The organism is Thermus thermophilus HB8 (assembly GCF_000091545.1).
In the GTDB taxonomy this organism is placed as follows: Bacteria; Deinococcota; Deinococci; order Deinococcales; family Thermaceae; genus Thermus; species Thermus thermophilus.
Window position 1 is genome coordinate 1,510,684 of record NC_006461.1, and the last position, 19,281, is coordinate 1,529,964.

General features: G+C 71.3%; 25 protein-coding genes. 13 read left to right on the top strand and 12 right to left on the bottom strand.

Annotated features, from left to right (window positions below; translation table 11 throughout):
* Positions 1 to 16: 16 nt before the first annotated feature.
* From ddl to TTH_RS08075, 9 genes are all read right to left on the bottom strand, one after another.
* The gene (ddl, locus tag TTH_RS08035; protein ID WP_011228789.1) at positions 17 to 976 is read right to left on the bottom strand and encodes a D-alanine--D-alanine ligase; all 960 of its coding nucleotides are present in this window, start codon (positions 974 to 976) and stop codon (positions 17 to 19) included.
* Between the two features lie 9 nt (positions 977 to 985).
* A complete protein-coding gene (gene pth / locus TTH_RS08040; protein ID WP_011173630.1) occupies positions 986 to 1,537 on the bottom strand; it encodes an aminoacyl-tRNA hydrolase in 552 nt (183 codons plus the stop codon).
* Between the two features lie 15 nt (positions 1,538 to 1,552).
* Positions 1,553 to 2,173, bottom strand: coding sequence for a 50S ribosomal protein L25 (locus tag TTH_RS08045; protein WP_011173631.1), 621 nt, complete (start codon positions 2,171 to 2,173; stop codon positions 1,553 to 1,555).
* A 119-nt stretch (positions 2,174 to 2,292) separates the two neighbouring features.
* Entirely contained in the window at positions 2,293 to 2,718 is a 426-nt protein-coding gene (locus TTH_RS08050; RefSeq protein WP_011173632.1) for a hypothetical protein, read from the bottom strand.
* Positions 2,719 to 2,725: 7 nt separating this feature from the next.
* On the bottom strand, positions 2,726 to 3,313 hold the full coding sequence (locus TTH_RS08055; protein ID WP_011228790.1) for a hypothetical protein: 588 nt from the start codon (positions 3,311 to 3,313) through the stop codon (positions 2,726 to 2,728).
* Between the two features lie 25 nt (positions 3,314 to 3,338).
* Complete coding sequence (locus tag TTH_RS08060; protein ID WP_011228791.1) at positions 3,339 to 4,643, bottom strand: sensor histidine kinase; 1,305 nt, start codon at positions 4,641 to 4,643, stop codon at positions 3,339 to 3,341.
* Positions 4,612 to 5,262, bottom strand: a complete 651-nt coding sequence (locus tag TTH_RS08065; RefSeq protein WP_011228792.1) for a response regulator transcription factor — start codon at positions 5,260 to 5,262, stop codon at positions 4,612 to 4,614. The genes TTH_RS08060 and TTH_RS08065 overlap by 32 nt, the downstream gene beginning before the upstream one ends.
* Positions 5,259 to 7,217: a protein kinase domain-containing protein gene (locus TTH_RS08070; protein WP_011228793.1), complete on the bottom strand. Its 1,959-nt coding sequence runs from the start codon at positions 7,215 to 7,217 to the stop codon at positions 5,259 to 5,261. The genes TTH_RS08065 and TTH_RS08070 overlap by 4 nt, the downstream gene beginning before the upstream one ends.
* Positions 7,217 to 7,972 carry a PP2C family protein-serine/threonine phosphatase gene (locus TTH_RS08075; protein ID WP_164926063.1) on the bottom strand — a complete coding sequence of 252 codons (756 nt, stop codon included), beginning with the start codon at positions 7,970 to 7,972 and terminating at the stop codon, positions 7,217 to 7,219. Before TTH_RS08075 ends, TTH_RS08070 begins: the two co-directional genes overlap by 1 nt.
* A gap of 25 nt (positions 7,973 to 7,997) precedes the next feature.
* Here TTH_RS08075 and TTH_RS08080 point away from each other — a divergent pair, with 25 nt between their 5' ends.
* Positions 7,998 to 9,713 (top strand): hypothetical protein, encoded by a 1,716-nt coding sequence (locus TTH_RS08080; protein ID WP_011228795.1) that lies wholly within the window; start codon positions 7,998 to 8,000, stop codon positions 9,711 to 9,713.
* A 42-nt stretch (positions 9,714 to 9,755) separates the two neighbouring features.
* Positions 9,756 to 10,949 carry an MFS transporter gene (locus TTH_RS08085; protein WP_011228796.1) on the top strand — a complete coding sequence of 398 codons (1,194 nt, stop codon included), beginning with the start codon at positions 9,756 to 9,758 and terminating at the stop codon, positions 10,947 to 10,949.
* Here the strand turns inward: TTH_RS08085 and hemB are convergent.
* The gene (hemB, locus tag TTH_RS08090; RefSeq protein ID WP_164926064.1) at positions 10,946 to 11,926 is read right to left on the bottom strand and encodes a porphobilinogen synthase; all 981 of its coding nucleotides are present in this window, start codon (positions 11,924 to 11,926) and stop codon (positions 10,946 to 10,948) included. The two genes, TTH_RS08085 and hemB, sit on opposite strands and share 4 nt — an antisense overlap.
* Positions 11,927 to 11,956: 30 nt before the next feature.
* Between hemB and TTH_RS08095 the strand changes: the two genes are divergently transcribed.
* The 6 genes from TTH_RS08095 (at position 11,957) to TTH_RS08120 (ending at position 14,160) form a co-directional block, all read left to right on the top strand.
* Positions 11,957 to 12,274 carry a YbaB/EbfC family nucleoid-associated protein gene (locus TTH_RS08095; RefSeq protein ID WP_008633232.1) on the top strand — a complete coding sequence of 106 codons (318 nt, stop codon included), beginning with the start codon at positions 11,957 to 11,959 and terminating at the stop codon, positions 12,272 to 12,274.
* Positions 12,275 to 12,859: a recombination mediator RecR gene (gene recR, locus TTH_RS08100; protein ID WP_011228798.1), complete on the top strand. Its 585-nt coding sequence runs from the start codon at positions 12,275 to 12,277 to the stop codon at positions 12,857 to 12,859. It abuts the gene before it with no gap.
* A 2-nt stretch (positions 12,860 to 12,861) separates the two neighbouring features.
* Positions 12,862 to 13,245 (top strand): roadblock/LC7 domain-containing protein, encoded by a 384-nt coding sequence (locus TTH_RS08105; protein WP_011228799.1) that lies wholly within the window; start codon positions 12,862 to 12,864, stop codon positions 13,243 to 13,245.
* The gene (locus TTH_RS08110) at positions 13,233 to 13,574 is read left to right on the top strand and encodes a roadblock/LC7 domain-containing protein (RefSeq protein ID WP_011173642.1); all 342 of its coding nucleotides are present in this window, start codon (positions 13,233 to 13,235) and stop codon (positions 13,572 to 13,574) included. Before TTH_RS08105 ends, TTH_RS08110 begins: the two co-directional genes overlap by 13 nt.
* Positions 13,559 to 13,897, top strand: coding sequence for a roadblock/LC7 domain-containing protein (locus TTH_RS08115; RefSeq protein ID WP_011228800.1), 339 nt, complete (start codon positions 13,559 to 13,561; stop codon positions 13,895 to 13,897). Before TTH_RS08110 ends, TTH_RS08115 begins: the two co-directional genes overlap by 16 nt.
* Positions 13,894 to 14,160 carry a DUF3467 domain-containing protein gene (locus TTH_RS08120; RefSeq protein ID WP_011173644.1) on the top strand — a complete coding sequence of 89 codons (267 nt, stop codon included), beginning with the start codon at positions 13,894 to 13,896 and terminating at the stop codon, positions 14,158 to 14,160. Before TTH_RS08115 ends, TTH_RS08120 begins: the two co-directional genes overlap by 4 nt.
* Before the next feature lie 59 nt (positions 14,161 to 14,219).
* On the opposite strand, the gene TTH_RS08125 is transcribed toward TTH_RS08120, so the two are convergent.
* A complete protein-coding gene (locus tag TTH_RS08125) occupies positions 14,220 to 16,025 on the bottom strand; it encodes a S9 family peptidase (RefSeq protein ID WP_164926065.1) in 1,806 nt (601 codons plus the stop codon).
* Between the two features lie 67 nt (positions 16,026 to 16,092).
* On the opposite strand from TTH_RS08125, the gene TTH_RS08130 reads away from it, so the two are divergent.
* From TTH_RS08130 to TTH_RS08145, 4 genes are read left to right on the top strand one after another with little or no spacing between them, the layout of a single operon-like run.
* The gene (locus TTH_RS08130) at positions 16,093 to 16,821 is read left to right on the top strand and encodes a Nif3-like dinuclear metal center hexameric protein (protein ID WP_011228802.1); all 729 of its coding nucleotides are present in this window, start codon (positions 16,093 to 16,095) and stop codon (positions 16,819 to 16,821) included.
* Positions 16,822 to 17,418, top strand: coding sequence for a dTMP kinase (tmk, locus tag TTH_RS08135; protein ID WP_011173647.1), 597 nt, complete (start codon positions 16,822 to 16,824; stop codon positions 17,416 to 17,418). It abuts the gene before it with no gap.
* A gap of 7 nt (positions 17,419 to 17,425) precedes the next feature.
* Positions 17,426 to 17,881: a DUF192 domain-containing protein gene (locus tag TTH_RS08140; protein ID WP_011173648.1), complete on the top strand. Its 456-nt coding sequence runs from the start codon at positions 17,426 to 17,428 to the stop codon at positions 17,879 to 17,881.
* Positions 17,882 to 17,891: 10 nt separating this feature from the next.
* A complete protein-coding gene (locus TTH_RS08145) occupies positions 17,892 to 18,419 on the top strand; it encodes a DUF192 domain-containing protein (RefSeq protein WP_309313519.1) in 528 nt (175 codons plus the stop codon).
* On the opposite strand, the gene TTH_RS08150 is transcribed toward TTH_RS08145, so the two are convergent.
* A complete protein-coding gene (locus TTH_RS08150; RefSeq protein WP_011228803.1) occupies positions 18,416 to 18,649 on the bottom strand; it encodes an FmdB family zinc ribbon protein in 234 nt (77 codons plus the stop codon). The genes TTH_RS08145 and TTH_RS08150 overlap by 4 nt on opposite strands.
* 75 nt (positions 18,650 to 18,724) lie before the next feature.
* On the opposite strand from TTH_RS08150, the gene TTH_RS08155 reads away from it, so the two are divergent.
* A complete protein-coding gene (locus TTH_RS08155) occupies positions 18,725 to 19,279 on the top strand; it encodes a 5-formyltetrahydrofolate cyclo-ligase (RefSeq protein ID WP_011228804.1) in 555 nt (184 codons plus the stop codon).
* The last annotated feature ends 2 nt before the right edge of the window (positions 19,280 to 19,281 follow it).

Below are 19,281 nucleotides of genomic sequence, written 5' to 3' on the forward strand. Positions count from 1 at the left end.
GAGGCCCGAGGGGCGCTTAGGTGAGGGCGAGCTCCACCAGGCGCCTGAGAAGCTCCGGGTAGGCCACCCCCCCCGCCTCAAAGAGGCGGGGGTACATGCTGGTGGGGGTGAAGCCGGGGATGGTGTTGAGCTCGTTCAGGTAAAGCTCCCCCTCCGCGAGGAAGAAGTCCACCCGGGCCATCCCCCGCACCCCGAGCACCTTGTAGGCCTTGAGGGCGAGCTCCTGAACGGTCTCCTGGGTGCCGGGGTCCAAGGGCGCGGGGATGAGGAGCTCGGCCCGGCCCGGGGTGTACTTGGTCTCGTAGTCGTAGAAGGGCGCCTCGTAGCGCACCTCCCCCACGGGGCTCGCCTCCCCGAAGACGTTGCCCAAGACCCCCACCTCCAGCTCCCGCACCGGGGAGAGGGCCTTCTCCACCACCGCTTTCTCGTCGTAGCGGAAGGCCAAGGCCAGGGCGGCCTCCAGGTCCTGGAAGCGCTCCACCCGGCTTATCCCCACGCTGGAGCCGGTGTTGGCCGGCTTGACGAAGAAGGGGGGGTCAAAGGGCACCACGGGGGGCTCGCCCTTCCGCACCGCCACCCAGGGGACCACGGGCACCCCCGCCTGGGCGAGGACCCGCTTGCTCAGGTCCTTGTCCATGCAGAGGGCGCTCGCCGCCACCCCCGCCCCCACGTAGGGCTTGCCCAAAAGCTCCAGAAACCCCTGGACCGTCCCGTCCTCGCCGAAGCGGCCGTGGAGCAAGGGAAAGACCACATCGTACCGCTCCCAGGAGAGGGGCGGGGGGAAGGGGTGCTCCCCCTCGGGGGCCGCCTTGGCCTCCAAGGCGGTCAAGGCCTTTTCCCCCAGAAGCCAGCGCCCGTCCTGGGCGATCACGGCGAGGTCCGTGGGGAAGGGGATGTGGCGCAGAACCCCTTCCGCGGAAAGGAGGGAGACCTCGTGCTCGGGGCTTACGCCCCCGGCGATCAGAAGAACCCTCATGGCCTGAGCTTACCCCAAGGAGAGGTCCAGGCCGTTGAAGCGCCCGGCGCAGGGGGGGAGACCCTCCCGCACCCAGCACCAAACCGCCTCCTTGGCCGCCTCGAGGACCCGCTCCACCACGGGAAGCTCCTCCTCGCGGAAGGGGGAGAGCACGTACTCCGCCCCCCGGGAGGGGTCCGGGGGCTTCCCGATGCCGAGGCGGAGGCGGTGGAAGGCCCGGGTGCCCAGGGCCTCCTCTATGGAAAGCACGCCCCGGTTCCCGGCGGCGCTCCCCCCGGCCTTGAAGCGGATCCGCCCCAAAGGGAGGTCCATCTCGTCGTGGACCACCAGGATCCGCTCGGGAGGGATCTTGTAAAAGCGGGCGAGGGGGGCCACCGCCCGCCCCGTGAGGTTGTAGTAGGTGAGGGGCTTGAGGAAAAGCCCGCCCTCCGCCTCCGCCACGAGCGCCTCGCCCCGGGGGCGGAAGGAAAGGCCCAGGCGGTCCAGGACCATGAAGCCGAGGTTGTGCCGGGTGCGGGCGTACCGCTCCCCCGGGTTCCCCTGGCCCACCACCAGGAACACGCCCGGACCCTTGGGCTACTCCTCTTCCTCTTCCTTGCCCTTCTTGATGACCTCGGGCTCCGCCACCTCGGCCGCCGCTTCCTCGGCGAGCTTCTCCACGTCCTCAGGCGGGACCACGGCGGCGATGGTCTCCTCGGGGGAGACGGCGAGCTCCACCCCAGGAGGCAGCTTGAGGTCGGAGGCGTGGAGGCTGTCGCCGATCTCCAGGCCGCTCACGTCCACCTCAATGAACTCGGGGATGTTCCGGGGGGAGACCTTTACCAGGATGTCCCGGTGGATCTCCTGGAGCACGCCGCCCGCCCGCACCCCGGCCGGGGTGCCCACGAAGCGGAGGGGCACGTACATCTCCACGGGCTCGTCGGAGAGGACGAAGAAGTCCACGTGCTCGGGGCGCCGACGCCGCTTGTCCAGGTTCACCTGGCGCACCAAGGTGGGCAGGCTCTGGCCGTCGGGAAGCTCCAGGACGATGACGTGGTGGATGGAGGCCTGGCGGAAGACCTTGTCAAACTCCACCAGGTCCACGTAGACCTTCCGGTTCAGGTGCCGGTTGTACATGACCCCAGGCAGCTTGCCCGCCCGCCTGAGGGCCGACGGCTTCTCTCCCTCGCGGTAGTACGCTTTCAAACGGTACTCCATGGCTCCTCCCAAGCCCCCAAGGGGCACACGGAGAAAAGCTTAGCACATGCCGGGGCCAAGGCTAAGCCCCCCGCCCGCGGCGGGGGCCCCAAAGCGCCTCCCCACCCACTCTGCCCGGCCTAAAAGAGGGGCAGGGGGCGGAGGTCCTGGTCCAGGCGGAGGATCCCCACCACCCGCCCGCGGTGGAGGACGAAGCAGCGGTACTCCCCCTCCACCTCCAGCACCCAGGGGGCCAGGGTGAGCTCCCGCAGGAAGGGGAAGGGCCGCTTGGGCAGGGGCCTCCCCCGGGGCGGCCGCGGGTGGGGCCAAAGCCTTCCCCCCTCCAGGGCCAAAACGAGGAGGGGCCGCTCCCGCCCGAGGAGGACGAGGAGGTCCGGACCCTCCCGGTAGAAGGCCTGGACCTCGAGGCCCTTGAGGACCTCGAGGCAACGGAAAAGCGCCCGCTCTCCTAGGTATTCTCCTGACGGAGAAGCCACCGGCCCGCCGGCCCCCCCCTGGCCCAGGACCGCCTGGGCGAGGAGGAGGAGGCCGGCGAGCCACCGCATCCTTACCCTAGAACCCCCGTTCGGCGGAGATCAGGGCCAACGCCGCCTGGGCGAGGAGGAAGGCCCTTCCGGGCTCCTTGTCCAGCCGGGCCTTGGCCTCGGCGATGAGGCTTCGCACCAGCGGGTCCTGCCCCCGGTAGTAGGCGAGCTCCTTCTCCGCCCGCTCCACCGCCTTCGGGGCCTGGGCCTTCACCCTCTGGGCCAAGGCCTCCCGGCGCTCCCCAGGGCCGAAGCCGGGGTGCCTCCGCGCCATAAGGCCGGGCTTCCCCCGCTCGGGGGCGGGCCGGTCCCGCCGCACCTCTCCACCCATCCCCTCCTTCTCCTTCGGGGCCCCCTGGGCCGCCCGGTAGAGGAGGAGGGCCGCCTGGGCCTCCCGGAGGGCCTTGAAGTGGTCCTGGGCCTCGTAGCTCCGCTCGGCCCGGGCCTTCACCTCCTGGGCCCACTGGAGGAGCTTCTCCTCCCCCGAGGCCTTCTCGGCCACGGTCTGGAGCCGGGCGAGGGCCGCCGCCGCCCGGGCCGCCTCCCGGTAGTCCACCTGCTGGGCCAGGGAGAGGCCCGCCAAAAGAGCCAGCACGCCGACAACCGCTTTCTTCATCCCGCATCACCTCCCAGGACCCAGGCTAGCCCCCCTCCCCAAAGGGCACACCGGGGGAAACCTTAAGCGGAGCCAAAGGCAGGTAAAGCCCCACCCCCGCCCCCCCGCGGTTCTCCACGCGGACCCTGCCCCCGTGGGCCCGGGCCACCGCGGCCACCAGGGCGAGGCCGAGCCCCGTCCCCTTGCCCCCGTGGACGAAGGGCTCCAGGACCCGGGGAAGGAGGTCCTCGGGGAACCCGGGGCCCGCGTCCACGAGCCAGACCCAGACCCCTTCCCCTTCCCGGGAAAGCTCCGCCCGCACGGGAAGCCTGCCGTGGCGGCGGGCGTTCTCCAGAACGTTCTCCACCGCGAGGGCCAAAAGCTCGGGGTCGGCCAGGACCCTCCCCTCCCCCTGGACCTCGAGGCCCTGGGCCTCCAGGAAGGCCCGGAGGTCCAAGGGGACCCTCTGGGGCGGAAGGGCCTCGAGGCGGGAGAGGCGGAGAAGCCCCGCGAGGAGGGCCTCCATGCGCCCGGCCTCCCGCAAGGCCCCCTCCAGGGCCCGGGGCTCGTTTTTCCGGCGGAGCACCTCCAGGTAGCCCTTGAGGGCGGTGAGGGGGGTGCGGAGCTCGTGGGAGGCGTGGCGGGCGAAGCGCCGGGCCGCCTCCTCCTTCTCGGCGAGCTCGGCGAGGAGCCTCCCCACCCGGGCGAAAAGGGCGTTCAGCGCCGCCACCACCGGCCTTAGCTCGGCCAGGCCCGGGTCGGGGAGGGGGCTCAGGTCCTCGGGCGCCCGGGCCCGCAAGGCCTTCTCCAGGTCCCGGAGGGGACGGAGGGTCCAGGAGAGGGCGAGGGCGGCGAGGAGGAAGACCCCAAGCAAAAGCCCCCCGCCCCAGAGGGCGTAGCGGGCGAGGAGGCGCCGGCCGAGCCCGGAAACCCCTTCCAGGGGCACCGCAAGGCCGTAGGCGAGCCCCCCTTGGGCCAGGGCCACATAGAGCGTCCCCCGAAAGACCCCCTGGTAGACCCCTTCCGCCGCCAAAGCCGCGGGAAGCCCGGGGGGCAGAGGCCAGTCCCCGAGCTGGGTGAAGCGGGCCTCCCCCTCCCGGAGGACAAACCCCACCCCGCCCCCGAAGAGCTGGGCCAGGCGGAAAAGCTCCAGGAGGAGCCGCTCCTCGTCCTGGACCCCCTCCGCCTGGAGGAGGTAAAGCCGGGTGTAGAGGGCCCGCCTCAGGTCCTCGCTCGCGGCCCGCTCCGCCTCCCGGGCGGAAAGCCAGGCCAAGGGGGCGAGGAGGAGGAGAAGGGCGAGGAGGAGGAGGGCGAAGAGCCTAGCCCTCAGGGAGGAAAAGGCGGTAGCCATACCCGCGCACCGTCTGGATGGGACTGGGCTCCCCCAGGGCCTTTCTCAGGGCGGAGAGGTGGACCTCCAAGGTGGCGGGCTCCACCTCCTCCCCCCAGACCTTCCGCATCAGGGCCTCCTTGGACAGGACCTCCTCCGGGGCCTCGAGAAAGGCCTTCAGGAGGAGGAAGGCCTTGGGGGAGAGGGCGAGGCGCCTTTCCCCGCGGAAGGCCTCCATGCGCCGGGGGTAGAGGCGGAGGTCCTTGTAGGCGAGGACCTCCTCGCGCCTCCGCGCCCGGCGGACCAGGGCCTCGAGGCGGGCGAGGAGCTCCTGGAGGCTGTAGGGCTTCACCAGGTAGTCGTCGGCCCCCTCCCTAAGGCCCTTCACCCGCCACTCCACCCCGTCCAACGCGGTGAGCATGAGGACGGGGACCTCGGAGCGCTCCCGGATCGCGCGCAAAAGGGAAAACCCGTCCCCCTGGGGCAAGAGCACGTCCAAAACCACCACCTCGGCCCAGGAAAGAAGGCCTAAGGCCTCCTCGGGCCGGTCCACGGCCCGCACCTCGTGCCCCTCCAGGGAAAGGCCGAGCTCCAAGGCCTCCCGCACCCCAGGGTCGTCCTCCACCAGAAGCACCCTCACGGCGTCCGCCTCCAAAGGGCCAGGCCTCGCACGGGCGCGTAGACCTCCAAGGGCGGAAGGGCCTCCCCGGTGTCCAGGGAGATCCGGTGGATGCGGCTAGAGCCCCGGCGGGCGGCGTAAAGGACCCGGCCCACAGGAAGGAGCTCCACGAGGCTCATCCGGTCCTCCCCCTCCAGAAGGGGCAGGGGGTAGGAGGCGAGAAGCCGCCCCGAGAGGTCCAGCACCCGGACCTTGACCGCCTCCACGTCGTAAAGGTAGAGCCTGCCCTCCCCCACCCCCAACCCCCCGAGGAGCCTAAGGGCCCCGTCCTCGCGGGAGCGGCGGAAGGCGTAGCGGGAGAGGTACCCCCCCTCGGGGGTGAGGCGCTGCACCTGCCGGTTGCCGTAGTCCAGGACGAAGAGGTGCCCCTCGGCCGCCACCAGGGCCTTGGGGTCTTGGAAGGTGCCCCGCCCAAGCCCCTGGCCCCCGAAGCGGCCCTGGTACCGCCCCGCGAGGTCCAGCCGGCTCACCGTGGCCGTCTCCCCGTCCAAGACGAAGACCTGGTCCTCGAGGACGGCGAGCCCCACGGGGAGGAGGAACTCCCCCGGCTTCATCCCGTAGGGCCCGGTGGAGAGGAGGACCTCCCCTTGGGGGGAGAGGCGGTGGACGAGCCTCTCCCCGTGCTGGAAGACGGCGACCCAGATCCCCCCCTCGGGATCGGCGGCCACGGCCAAGGGAGGCGAGGGGAACTGCCCCGCCCCCGACCCCACCCCGGAGAGGAGGCGGGCCGGGGTGCCCTCCAGGTCCAAGAGGCGCACCGCCCCCTTCTTCGCCTCCACGGCCACCAGGAGGTACTGGGCCTCGGGAAGCTCCCGTTCCTCCTCCCAGGGGCCCTCGAGGACCCGCACCACCTCGTCCAGGCCCGGCCGCTTGGCGGGGTCCTTCTCCAGCATCCTGAGGACCAGGTCGGAAAGGGCCTGGGGGATCTCGGGCCTGAGCTGCTTGGGGGGCGTGGGCATCTGGAAGATCTGCTGATGGATCACCGTCTCGTACCCCCCGGTGAAGGGGGGCTGGCCGGTGAGGGCCTCGTAGAGGACGATCCCCAGGGAGTAGATGTCCGAGCGGTGGTCCAGCTTCTGCCCCTTGGCCTGCTCCGGGCTCATGTACACGGGGGTGCCGATCCGGGCCCCGGTGATGGTGAGGCGGGTGAGGACCCGGCCCGCGGCGATGCCGAAGTCCATGAGGCGCACCCCTCTGGGGTCCACCCCGTCCTCCCTCAAGGCCCCCTTGAGGACCATGATGTTCCCCGGCTTGATGTCCCGGTGGACGATCCCCTGGGCGTGGATGTGCTTCAGGGCGTCCGCCACCCGGGCCAGGATGGCCGCCGCCTGCCTAAGGGAGAGGCGCCTTTCCTCAATGAGCTTGTCCAGCCCCTCCCCGTCCAGAAACTCCATGGCGATGTAGTGGACGCCCTCCACCTGGCCGTGGTCGTAGACCTTGACGATGTTGGGGTGGTCCATGCGGGTAAGGACCTCGGCCTCCCGGTGGAAGCGGCGCACAAACCTGGGGTCCCCGAGGAAGCGCTCCTGGGGAACCTTCAGGGCCACCAAGCGGCCCGTCTTCCGGTCCTTGGCCTTGTAGACGGTGGCCATCCCCCCGAGGCCCACCTTCTCCAGGATCTCGTACCGCTGGGAGAGGGCCTCCCGCTCGGCCGTGGTCCCCGCCGCGGCGGGGCGCTTCGGGCCTGGGGGCCGCCGCTCGGGCCGCTTCCGCCGCCTCGGGCCCAAGTAGAGGCGGGGGGCGGCGAGGGCCCCGAGCAAGAGAAGCGCCCCGGCGGGCAAGGCCTCCGAGCGGACCCCCAGGGCGTACCCGCTCCCGGCGAGAAGGCCGAGGAGGAGGGCCGAGGCCCAGGCCGGGAGGCGGACGGCCAGGAGGGCCGTGAGGAGGACGAGGAGGGCGGCGAGGAGCAGGGCCATCACTCCACCCGCAGGGCCACGGCGGTGACGTTGTCGTCCCCGCCCCGCCGCAAGGCCTCGGCCACCATGGCCTCCAGGCTCGCCTGGAGGTCCCGCCCAAGCCGCCACTCCTCCTCGGGCACGTGCCCGTAGAGCCCGTCGGTCACGAGAAGCACCCCCTCTCCCGGGGCGAGGCGCACCTCCACGAGGTCAAAGCGCGCCTCGGGAAGGCCCAGGGCCCGGGTGAGGACGTTGCGGTAGGGGTGGCGCTCCGCCTCGGTCCGGGTGAGGACCCCCTCCTTCAGGCGTTCCGCCACCCAGGAGTGGTCCTCGGTGAGGCGAAAAACCCCGGTGGGGCCGAAGCGGTAGGCCCGGGAGTCGCCGATGTGCCCCACCACCCCCTCCTTGAGCCAGTCGGCGTAGAGGAAGGCGGTGAGGGTGGTGCCCATCCCCCGGCGCCCGGGCCGCTCCGCCTCCCGCTCCACCCGGCGCCGGGCCAGGAGGAAACCCTTTTCCATGACCCGGGCGAGGCCCACGGCGGGGCGGCCGCTCTGGAGGTGCTCCGCGTAGCCCCGGGCCGCCTCGGAGAGGGCCTCAATGGCGAGCTTGCTCGCCCACTCCCCGGCCTCGAGGCCCCCCATCCCGTCGGCCACCGCGAGGAGGAGCAAAAGCCCCGCGGGCGTCTCCAGGGGGAGGACCCGGTGGAAGTCCTCGTTGTTCTGGCGGCGGCCCACGTGGGAAACGGCGGCCACGCTCAGCCGGGGACCGATGCGCATCGGCTCCATTGTATAGGATGGAGGCGTGGACCACCTGGACGACCTGGTGGACCTCTACGAGTACCGGGTGGAGGACCTCCTCCAGGGCCGCACGCCTAAAGGGGGGAAGCAGGCCCTCCTAAGGCTCCGCCAACTCCTCATCCAGTCCCGCCTGCCGGGGCCCTTGGCCAAGCGCTTCCGCCAGGCGGACGCCCGCTTCCGCGCCCAAAGGCGGGCCCTCGCCCCCGAGGCCCAAGCCCCCGTGGAGCTCCCCGCCATCGCCGTGCCCGAGGAGCCCGAGCCCCCGCCTCCGGAGGCGAGCCCCCTGGCCGCCCTAGCCCTCAAGGTGTGGCGGCTCCAGGTGGAGCGGGACGTGAAGGCCCGCCTCGAGGCCCTCCTCGCGGGGAGGCGGGAGGAGCTCCGGCTCATCCACGCCTTCCTGGACAACTTCGCCCTCTACCGGGAGACCCCGGGGTTCAAGAGGGACTTCAACCTCTCCCGCTTCGTCCCCACCCGTCCCATCCCCTCCCTCTCCGACACGCTCGTGGACCTGGACGACCCCAAGGTGGCCCAGGCCCTGGTGGTGGACTTCCTGGAGACGGCGCGGGAGCTTCCCAAGCTCCTCCCCCTTCCCCCGGAGGAGACGCGCACCTACGTCCGGCGCTTCCTGAACCGCCTCCTGGAGTGGGAGGGGGCCTACAACCTGCCGCCCAAGCCCGACCTCCCCGCCCTCCGCCGGGCCCTGGAGGAGGCCCGCCGCCTGGGCGCGGGCGAGAAGGAGGTGGCCCAGCTGGAGGAGCGCCTGCGCAAGGCGGCCCAGGAGGCGAGGCGGCGGGACCTCCTCCTGGAGGAGGAGAAGGGACGGTTCCGCGTGGCCCTGGAGAAGGTGGTCGCCCTCCTCAGCCTCCTCCCCACCCCCCAGGGGGAGACCCCCTGGCCCAGGGTCCCCGAGCCCGGGCAAGAGGAGGAGGGCCTCCTCACCCTGCGCCTCGCCCCGGGCCCCGTGGCCCTCGGCCCCCTCACCCTCACCCTGAGCCACGCGGGGGGCACCTGGTACCTGGGCCTCGAGGGGGAGGACCACCCCCTGGAGGACACCCTCGTCCTCCCCTGGGAGGACCTGGAGGTCTGGGCGGTGCGGGAGAACGACCTCCTCCACCTGAGGCTCGAGGCCCGAAGCGGCCTCCGTCTCTACGAGCTTCTGGCCGAGGGAAGGCTCCTCGCCTACCTCCTTCACCCGGGAAAGGACTACGCCTACCTCCGGCTCCTGAGGGGGCTTTCCACCCGCCTCAAAGGCGAGTTCCAGGCCCAGGCCTTCGGCCCCGCCCTGGCGGAGAAGTACCGCAAAGCGCCGGAAGAGGCCCTCCAGGACTTCGCCCGCAAGGGCCTGGAGCTCACCCTCAAGCGCCTGGGCCAGGCCGACCCCCTTCCCCTCCTCCAAGAGGTGGGCCAGGCCCTGGGCCTGGAGGCGGAGGCCCAGACCCTGGGCCAAGCCCTCCGGGAGTACCTGGGCCGCCGCCCCCCCACCCGGGAGACCCTCGGGGGGGAGGTCCACTTCCTGGCCCTGACCCCCGAGCCCCAGGCCCTGAAGCTGGACCAGCACGTCCTCTCCGTGCGCCTGAAGGAGGACGCCGTCTACCTGGGCCAGGCGGGGGAGGTGCCGAGGCGGCTAAAAGACCTCCTGGTCTACCGCCTGGGGGAAAGGGCCCTGGTCCTGGCCCGGGAAGGGCGCCGCCTGGCCTACACCCTCCTCCCCCTCCCTTGACCTGGAGAACGGCCAAGGTATAATCCGCTCCAAGGAGCGGCGATGCGGGTCTTGCGCCATAAGGCCTTCGCCCGCCTGGTGGCGGCCTACCTGGTCTCCCAAGCGGGGAGCAAGGTCCACCGGGTGGCCCTCCTCGTCCTCGTCTACCTGCTCACGGAAAACGCCCTCTGGGTCTCCCTGGTGCTGGGCACCCAGCTCCTCGGCACCGTGGTCTTCTCCCCCCTGCTTTCCGCCTGGGCCGACACCCAGGACCGGAAGCGGCTTCTGGTCTGGTCGGACCTCCTCAGGGCCCCCCTCGTGGCCCTCATCCCCCTCCTCGGGGCCCAAAGCCTTCCCGCGCTTCTCCTCCTCGTCTTCCTCATGGAGCTCCTCCGAGACCTCCACGACCCCATTCAAAACGCCGTGGTCCCCGACCTCGTGCCCGAGGAGGAGGTGGACGAGGCCAACGGCCTCATCCTCCTCGCCGACCGCATCTCCGAGGTCCTCTTCGTGGGGGCGGCCGGGGTCCTGGTGGCCTGGGTGGGCCCCGCCTACGCCTTCTACCTGGACGCCCTCACCTACCTGGCCTCGGGCCTTCTCCTCGCCGGCCTTCCCCCCTTGAAGCCCCAGGCCCTGCCCAAGGCGGGGTACCTGGAGCGGGTGAAGGAGGGCCTGGGCCACCTCTTCCGCCAGCCCGCCGTCCGCCGCACCGTGGGCACCCTCTTCGCCGCCGCCGCCTTCGGCTCGGTAGAGACCGCCTTGGGCGTGGTCCTCGCCCTCAAGTGGCTCGGGGTGGGCTCGGCGGGGTTCGGCTTCATGGAGGCGGCCATGGCCCTGGGGGCCATCCTGGGGGGCGTGGGCCTCCCCTACCTCCTGAGGCGGATCCCCCGGGAGCGCCTCTTCCTCCTCGCCCTTCTCCTCTTCGGGGTCTTTGAGGCCTCGGTGGGGCTCTTCCCCGTCTACGCCTGGGTCCTCGCCGCCTTCTTCGTGAGCGGCTTCCTCAACATGGCCTTCATCGTGCCCGCCCGCTCCATCCTCCAGCTCAACACCCCGCAGGAGATGCGGGGGCGGATCTTCGCCGCCTTCAGCGCCGTGATGAACGCCGCCGTCCTCCTCGGCACCATGTGGGGCGGGGCCCTGGAGGAACCCTTGGGCGCCCCCAGGGTCTTCCTCCTCGCGGGGGCCATGGTGGCCCTCGCTGCGGGCTACACCCTCCTCACGGGGGGCATCCCTGCCCCTAAGCCCAAGGAGGCCTAGGCCTCCTTCAGCCAGCGGGCGGCCTCGAGGGCGTAGTAGGTGAGGATCCCCTGGGCCCCGGCCCGGCGCAGGGCGAAGAGGCTTTCCAGCACGGCCCGCCTCTCGTCCAGCCACCCCTTGAGGGCCGCGGCCTTGAGCATGGCGTACTCCCCGGAGACCTGGTAGGCGAAGAGGGGCTTGGCGAAGCGTCCCTTCAGGGCGGAAAGCACGTCCAGATAAGGCAGGGCGGGCTTCACCATGAGCATGTCCGCACCTTCTAAATCGTCCAAAGCCGCCTCGCGAAGGGCGTCCCACAGGCCCGCCCGGGGGTCCATCTGGTAGCCCGAGCGGTCGCCGAAGCCCGGGGCGCTTTGGGCCGCCTCCCGGAAGGGCCCGTAGAAGGCGGAGGCGTACTTCACCGCGTAGGAGAGGATGGGCACGTGGGCGAACCCCCCCCGGTCCAACGCCTCCCGGATGGCCTTAACCTGCCCGTCCATCATGGCGCTCGGGGCCACCACGTCCGCCCCCGCCTGGGCCTGGGAGAGGGCGGTCCTGGCGAGGAGGTCTAAGGTGGCGTCGTTGTCCACGTAGAAGCCCAGGGGGCCCTCCTTCACCACGCCGCAGTGGCCGTGGTCCGTGTACTCGCAAAGGCAGGTGTCGGCGAGGACGAGAAGCTCGGGGAACTCCCGCTTGAGAAGCCGTATGGCCCGCTGCACCACCCCGTCCTCGGCGTAGGCCCCCCTCCCCATGGGGTCCTTGGCCTCCTGGGGCAGGACGCCGAAGAGGATGACCCCGCCGAGGCCCGCCTTCAAGGCCTCCTCCGCCACGCGGGGAAGCCCGGAGAGGGGGTGGCGGAAGACCCCGGGCATGGAGGAAACCTCCTCCTTCTCCCCCCCCTCCTTCACGAAGAGGGGGAGGATGAGGTGCTTTGGGGAAAGCTCCACCTCGGCCACCAGGGGGCGGAGAAGAGGCGAACGCAGCCTCCTTGGGCGCTCCATGCCTTCCACTATACTCATAGGGGAGGGACGATGAACTTCCAGAAGCTTCTCAAGGAAGCGCAGAAGGCTCAGAAGAAGGCCGCCGAGGTGCAGGAGCGCCTGGAGCGGATGACCGTGGTGGGCTCGGCCCAGGGCCTCGTGGAGGTGGAGGCGAACGGCCACGGGAAGATCCTCGCCCTGAGGCTCAAGCCCGAGGCCCTCAAGGCCTTCCAGGACGACCCGGAGGGCCTCGAGGACCTCCTTCTGGTGGCCATCCAGGACGCCCAGACCAAGGCCCACGAGCTCTCGGAGAAGGAGATGGCCAAGGAGCTCGGGGGCGTGGGGCAGATGCTGGGGAAGCTCTTTTAGATGCGCTACCCGGAAAGCCTCCTCAAGCTCACCCGGGCCCTCTCCCGCCTCCCCGGCATCGGCCCCAAGACGGCCCAGCGCCTGGCCCTCCACCTCGCCTTCCACAAGGAGGAGGCCGAGGCCCTGGCGGAGGCCCTGGAGGGGATCAAGCGGGTCCGGGCCTGCCGCGAGTGCGGCAACCTGGCCGAGGGGGAGCTCTGCCCCATCTGCCAGGACGAGGACCGGGACCGCTCCCTCCTCGCCGTGGTGGAGAGCGTGGCCGACCTGTACGCCCTGGAGCGGAGCGGGGAGTTCCGGGGCCTCTACCACGTCCTGGGAGGGGCCTTGAACCCCCTGGAGGGCATCGGCCCCAAGGAGCTCAACCTGGAGGGCCTCTTCCGGCGGCTGGAAGGCGTGGAGGAGGTGGTCCTCGCCACCTCCATGACCGTGGAGGGGGAGGCCACCGCCCTCTACCTCGCCGAGGAGCTGAAGAAGCGGGGGGTGCGGGTGACCCGGCCCGCCTACGGCCTCCCCGTGGGGGGGAGCCTGGAGTACGCCGACGAGGTGACCCTGGGCCGGGCCCTGGAGGGGAGGCGGCCCGTCTAGGGATGCGGATCGGACCCGAGCTTCTCCAAGACCTACTGGACCGGGTGGAGGGGAGCCTGGCGGCGGCCATCGGCACCGCGGACGGCCTCCTGGTGGAGGGGGTGAGGAAGCGCCCCCTGGACCTCGAGGCCGCCATCGCGGAGCACGCCGCCTTGTGGCGGCAGGCCCGGGCGGCCTACGCCCGGAGCCTGGGGGCGGAGGAGGTGGGCGAGCTCCTGGTGGGGGGGACGGGCGTGGTAGGCTACCTGAGGAGCATGCGCACCCGGGACCCGGAACCCCTCTTCCTCCTTCTCCTCCTCACCCCGGAGGCCAACCTGGGCCAGGCGCGGCTGGCCGCCCGGCGCCTTCTGGACCGGGCAGGGGGGGTGGTGGCATGGCCTACTTGACGGGCTTGTCGGCCTTGGGCGTGGACCAGGCGGTGTTCACGGGGATGGACGGCCTGGTCATTGAGGCCTTGGGCCAGGGGCCGCCTTCCGCCGAGGCCCTGGCGGCGGAGCTCGCCGCCTTGGCGCGGCGCATGGACCCCCTGGCCCAGGCCCTGGGCGGGAAGGTCCTCCGCTTCACCCTGGCCACGGAGGACCGGGAGGTCCTGGCCGTCCGGGTGGGGGAGTTCCTCCTGGGGGCGGTGGTCCACCGGGGCCTGAACCGCAAGGCCGTGGGACAGGAGCTTTCCCGCATCGCCCTGAGGCTGGAGGAAGCGTGGAGGGAAGGCTGAGGGAGGTCCTCGAGGGCCTTTTGGAGCGGGGCGTCCGGGGAGCGGNCCTGCTCCGCCCCGACGGCCTCCTCCTGGAGGCGGTGGGGGAGGCCTCCGGCGCGGCGGAGCGGGCCGCCGCCCTTTTGGGCCTGGGCGTGGCCCTGGCCCAAAGCCAGGGGGAGGAGGTGGCGGAGCTCGTGGTAGAGTACCCCGAGGGCGCCCTCTTCCTGGCGCCCGTGGCCGGCCACCACCTCCTGCTCTTGCTGGAGGACCTCCAGGACCTGGGCCGGGCCCGGGTGGCCCTCAAGGGAGTGCGCCTGCGCATTGAGGAGGCGTTAGCATGAACGAGCTGAAGCTGGACATCAACATTGACAAGGACGTGGCCCAGGGCCGCTACGCCAACCTGGCCCTCATCGCCCACACCAAAAACGAGTTCATCCTGGACTTCGCCCTGCTCCAGCCCCAGGGGGGGGCCCTCGTGGTGAGCCGGATCGTCACCAGCCCCCAGCACGCCAAGGCCCTCCTCCGTAGCCTCGCGGAGAACATCGCCCGCTACGAGGAGGCCTTCGGCCCCATCCCCGAGCCCGTGGCGGAGAACCAGGCCTGAAGCCTCCCCGGTAAAACCCCCTGCCTCCCCCGCCCTACCCGGCGAAGGAGGCAGGGGGTTTACAGGTTTTCCCGCCACCAGTCCAGGTAGGCCCGAAGCCGGGCCAGGCGGCGGTCGGGCCGCCCCGAGCGGGAAAGCTCGTGGCCTTCCTCGGGCACCCGGAAGAAAGCGGTCTTCACCCCGAGGTGGAAGAGGGCGGTGTACCAGGTCTCCCCCTGGTCTATGGGGCAACGGTGGTCCTCTTCCGAGTGGACCACGAGGGTGGGGGTCCGGACCCGGTGGACGAGGCGGAGGGGGCTCTTCTCCCAAAGGACCTCGGACCTTTCCCAGGGCTTGGCCTTAAGCTCCAGGTAGGTGAACCGGGGGCCGATGTCGCTCGCCCCGAAGAAGCTCAGCCAGTTGCAGATGCTCCGGTCGGTGACGGCCGCCTTGAAGCGCTCGGGGTAGCGGGCCGTGAGCCAGTTCGTCATGTACCCGCCGTAGCTTCCCCCCGCCACCCCCACCCGCTTGGGGTCCAGGGGGAAGTGGGCGAGGACGTGGTCCAAGAACCCCATGAGGTCCCGCTCGTCCCGCTCCCCCCACTCCCCCTCCAAAAGGGCGAAGTCCTGGCCGTAGCCCGTGGAGCCCCGGGGGTTGGAAAAGGCCACGGCGTAGCCCGCCCGGCGGAAAAGCTGGAGCTCCAGCATGGGGGCGGCCCCGAAGGCGGTGTGGGGCCCCCCGTGGATGTAGAGGATCACCGGGTGGGGTCCCTCCCCCTCGGGCAAAAGGACCCACCCCGGGACCTTGTGCCCCTCGGGGCTTGTCCACTCGGTGTAGAGGGGCTCGGCCAGGTCCAAGACCCCGGCGTTGGGGTCAAAGGTGCCCAAGGGGCCCTCGAGGCGGGCCGGGTGGGTGAAGTCCTCCTTGAGGAGGAAAAGCCCCCGCTCCGTGAGGGCGAAGGCGAGGACGCTCCCCTCCTCGGTGAGGGCCTCCGCCTTCCCGTCCAGGCCCACCCGGTAAAGCCGCGCCCTCCCCGCCTCGGTGCGCACCACATAGACCCCGTCTTCGCCCCACCTGGGGCCCTGGGGGTGCTGGCCGTAGCGCAGGTCGGAGTTGAGGGAGTTTTGGAGGCTCCCCTCGAGGAGCACCCGGGCCTCGCCCCCCCTAAGGTGGTAAAGCCTCGCCTCCGTGCCCCCACCCCGCTCAAAGGCGTGCCCCAGGAAGAAGAGCCCTTCGGGGCTCCACTCCAGGGCGAAAATGGGGCCCACGCCCCCATAGACCTTCTCCAGCCGCCCCTCCCGGAGGAGGAAGAGGGTGTCCCGGCCCTCCGCCTGGGCCCGGGCGTCCTCGGGCATGACCAAATAGAGCCCCTCGGGGGCGTAGACCATCTCCTTGGGCGGGGGGTAGCGGTCCAGGAGGAGGCGGACCTTGCCCTCCTCCAGGGCGTAGAGGGCCACGTTCCCCTCGGGCAGGAGGCCGCGGCCGTCAAACTTGAAGGGCCAGCCTTGGAAGCGGCGGGGGCCGCCGGGCCTGGGCGCCTCCTTGAGGGCCAGGAAGGCCACCCCGCCCCCGGGGCCCAAGGCGTAGTCCAGGACCCCGGCGGTCTCCGTGAGACGCTCCGCCTCGCCTCCCCGGAGGTCCAGGCGGAAAAGCTCCTCCCGCTCCCCCACCCGGCGCAGGAAGTAGAGGAAGGGGGCGCGGTAGCGGGGCCTTCTCGCCTCCTCCTGGGTGAGGAGGCGCAAGGCCCCGTCAAAGAGGGCGATGCGGGAACGGTAGCGGGGCGGATCCCCCTCCTGGATCTCCGTGAGGAGGAAGAGGGGAAGGCCCTCAGGGCCTGGGGTGAGGTCGGAGAGGAAGCGGAGCTTCAGCAGGGTTTCGGGCTCCATGCCGTCATAATACTGACCGGTCATCCGCCCGCAAAGCCCCCCGGGAGGCATCGGGTAAGCTTTCCCCATGGACCGGGACGAGCTGGTGCGCTACCTGGACGCCTACCTGAGGATCCAGGACTTCCCCCAGGACCCCTCCCTGAACGGCCTCCAGGTGGAGGGGAAGAGGACCGTCCGCAAGGTGGGGGCGGCGGTGGACGCCGGGGAGGCCATCTTCCGGAAGGCCCTGGAAGAGGAGGTGGACTTCCTCATCGTCCACCACGGCCTCTTCTGGGGAAAGCCCTTCCCCATCGTGGGCCACCACAAGCGCCGCCTGGAGACCCTCTTCCAAGGGGGGATCAACCTCTACGCCGCCCACCTGCCCCTGGACGCCCACGAGGAGGTGGGCAACAACTTCGTCCTGGCCCGGGAGCTCGGGCTTGTGGACCTCACGCCCTGGGACGTGGGGGTGAAAGGGCGCTTCCCCCAGCCCACCCCCCTCCTGCAGGTGGCCGACCGCCTGGGCCAGCTCACCGGGATGCAGCCTTTGGTGCACCAAGGAGGCCTGGACCACGTGGAGACGGTGATCCTCGTCTCAGGCTCGGGAACGGGCCTCCTCCCCAAGGTGGACGCCGACCTCTTCGTCACCGGGGAGCCCAAGCACAGCGTCTTTCACGAGACCTTTGAGCGGGGCCTCAACGTCATTTACGCCGGCCACTACGACACGGAGACCTTCGGGGTGAAGGCCCTCGCCGCCCACCTCGAGGCCCGCTTCGGCCTCCCCTGGGTCTTCCTGGACCACCCCACGGGGCTTTAGATGCCGGGGCTCTTCCTCACCCTCGAGGGCCTGGACGGCAGCGGCAAGACCACCCAGGCGAGGCGGCTCGCCGCCTTCCTGGAGGCCCAGGGCCGCCCCGTCCTCCTCACCCGGGAACCCGGGGGAGGGCTTCCCGAGGTGCGGAGCCTCCTCCTCACCCAAGAGCTTTCCCCCGAGGCGGAGTACCTCCTCTTCAGCGCCGACCGGGCAGAGCACGTGCGCAAGGTGATCCTCCCCGGCCTCGCCGCGGGGAAGGTGGTGATCTCCGACCGCTACCTGGACTCCAGCCTGGCCTACCAAGGCTATGGCCGGGGCCTCCCCCTCCCCTGGCTGCGGGAGGTGGCCCGGGAGGCGACCCGGGGGCTTAAGCCCCGGCTCACCTTCCTCCTGGACCTGCCCCCGGAGGCCGCCCTCCGCCGGGTGCGCCGCCCGGACCGCCTGGAAGGACTCGGCCTGGAGTTCTTCCGCAGGGTGCGGGAGGGGTACCTGGCCCTCGCCCGGGCCGAGCCCGGGCGCTTCGTGGTCCTGGACGCCACCCTCCCCGAGGAGGAGATCGCGAGGGCGATCCAGGCCCACCTCCGGCCCCTTCTGCCATAATGGGCCCATGCGCCACCGGCTTTGGGGACTCTTGGGCCTTTTAGGGCTCGCCCTGGCCCTCACCTTCCCCAAGAGCACCCTCTACGTGGAGGGGAACGGCAAGCGCCACCTCCTCAAGGTGGAGGTGGCCGACACCCCGGAGCGCTGGGCCCAGGGCCTCATGTTCCGCGAGCGCCTCGGCGAGGACGAGGGCATGGTCTTCCTCTTCCCCGAGCCCACGGCGGGCGGGTTCTGGATGAAAAACACCCTCATCCCCCTTTCCATCGCCTTCTTTGACCGGCAAGGCGTTATCCTGCGCATCCTGGACATGGAGCCCTGCCGGGCCGACCCCTGCCCCGTCTACTACCCGGGCGTGGTCTACCAAGGGGCCCTGGAGGTGAACCAGGGCTGGTTCCGCCGCCGCGGCCTCGCCGAGGGGGCCCGGGTCGGGGGGGAGGCCCTGAAGCGCTGGCCCCAGCGGTGAGATGAAGCCAGTGGAGCGGAACCCCTTCCTCCCCCTTTTGGCCTTCGCCCTCCTCGTCCTCCTCTCCGTCCTCTCCTTTATGGGCTACCTGCTCGCGGCGCGGCGCCTCCAGGCCCCCCCTCCGGCCGAGGTCCTCACCGTCCTCACCCCGGAAGGCCCCCACACCCTCCGGGGGCGGGTGGCCCGGACCCCGGAGGCCTGGCGGCGGGGCCTCGGCCTGCGGGAGGAGGGGCTGGAAGCCCTCCTCTACCTCTTCCCCGAGGCCACGGACGCCCCCTTCAGCGCCGAGGGCTACCGCTTCCCCGTGGTGGTGGCCTTCCTGGACGGGACCCTGCGGGTGCTCCAGGTCAAGCGGCTAAGCCCGGGGGAGGTCTACGCCCCCGGGACCGCCTACCGGGGCGTGCTGGAGGTGCGGGAGGGGCTCCTCTCCCTCGCCCCGGGGGACCAGGTGGTGCCCTGGGCGCCCCCTACCAGAACGGGGCCGCCCAAAAGCTCCCCGCGCCAGCCGGGCGAAGGAAACGGGGAGAAAGGGGACTAGTCCTCCTTGTCCTTGGTGTCCGAACCCTCTTCCTTCTTGGCGCCGGAGTCCTTCTTGGCGTAGTCCTTCACGTGCCAGCCCGAGCCCTTGAAGATGATGGCCGGGGGGGTGATGACCCGCTTCAAGGGCTCCCCCGTCTCGGGGTGGGCCTTGAGGGGTTCGTCGTGAAAGCCCTGCTCAAACTCGTAGTAGTTTCCCGTCTCCAAGCCCTTGTAGACGTAGATCGGCATACCCTTCCCTCCCCAATGGGATTTTGACGCTTAGCCTTCTTGAGTGTCAAGAGGCGGGCGTGGTACCCTCCCCCCGTGACCAAGGCCGAGCTCCGCCGCAGGGCCCGGGCCGCCTGGCGAAGGCTGGACCTTAAGGCCCTTTCCCGGGCCGTGGGGGCCGCCCTCCTCCCTTGGCTACGGGAGCGGGGCTTCCGGCACATCCTCCTCTACCACCCCCTGCCCCATGAGCTCAACCTCCTGCCCCTGATGGAGGCTTACCCCGCCCGCTACTACCTGCCCAAGGTGGCGGGGAAGGGGCTCACCGTCCACCCCTTCGGCCCCCTCGCCCCCGGGCCCTTCGGCCTCCTCGAGCCCACCACCCCGCCGGAGGACCCCCGGGTCCTGGACCTGGTGGTGGTGCCGGGCCTGGCCTTTGACCGGGAGGGGTACCGCCTGGGGCACGGCCAGGGGTTCTACGACCGCTTCCTCAAGGAGGTGCGGGCCGCCACCGTGGGCGTGGTGCCCCAGGCCCTCCTCTTCCCCGCCCTCCCCCGGGACCCCTGGGACGTGCCCGTGGACCACCTGGCCACGGAGGCGGGGGTGGAGGCGGTCAAACGCCCAGCCCCGGGCCCCGGGGGCCTGCTAGACTAGGC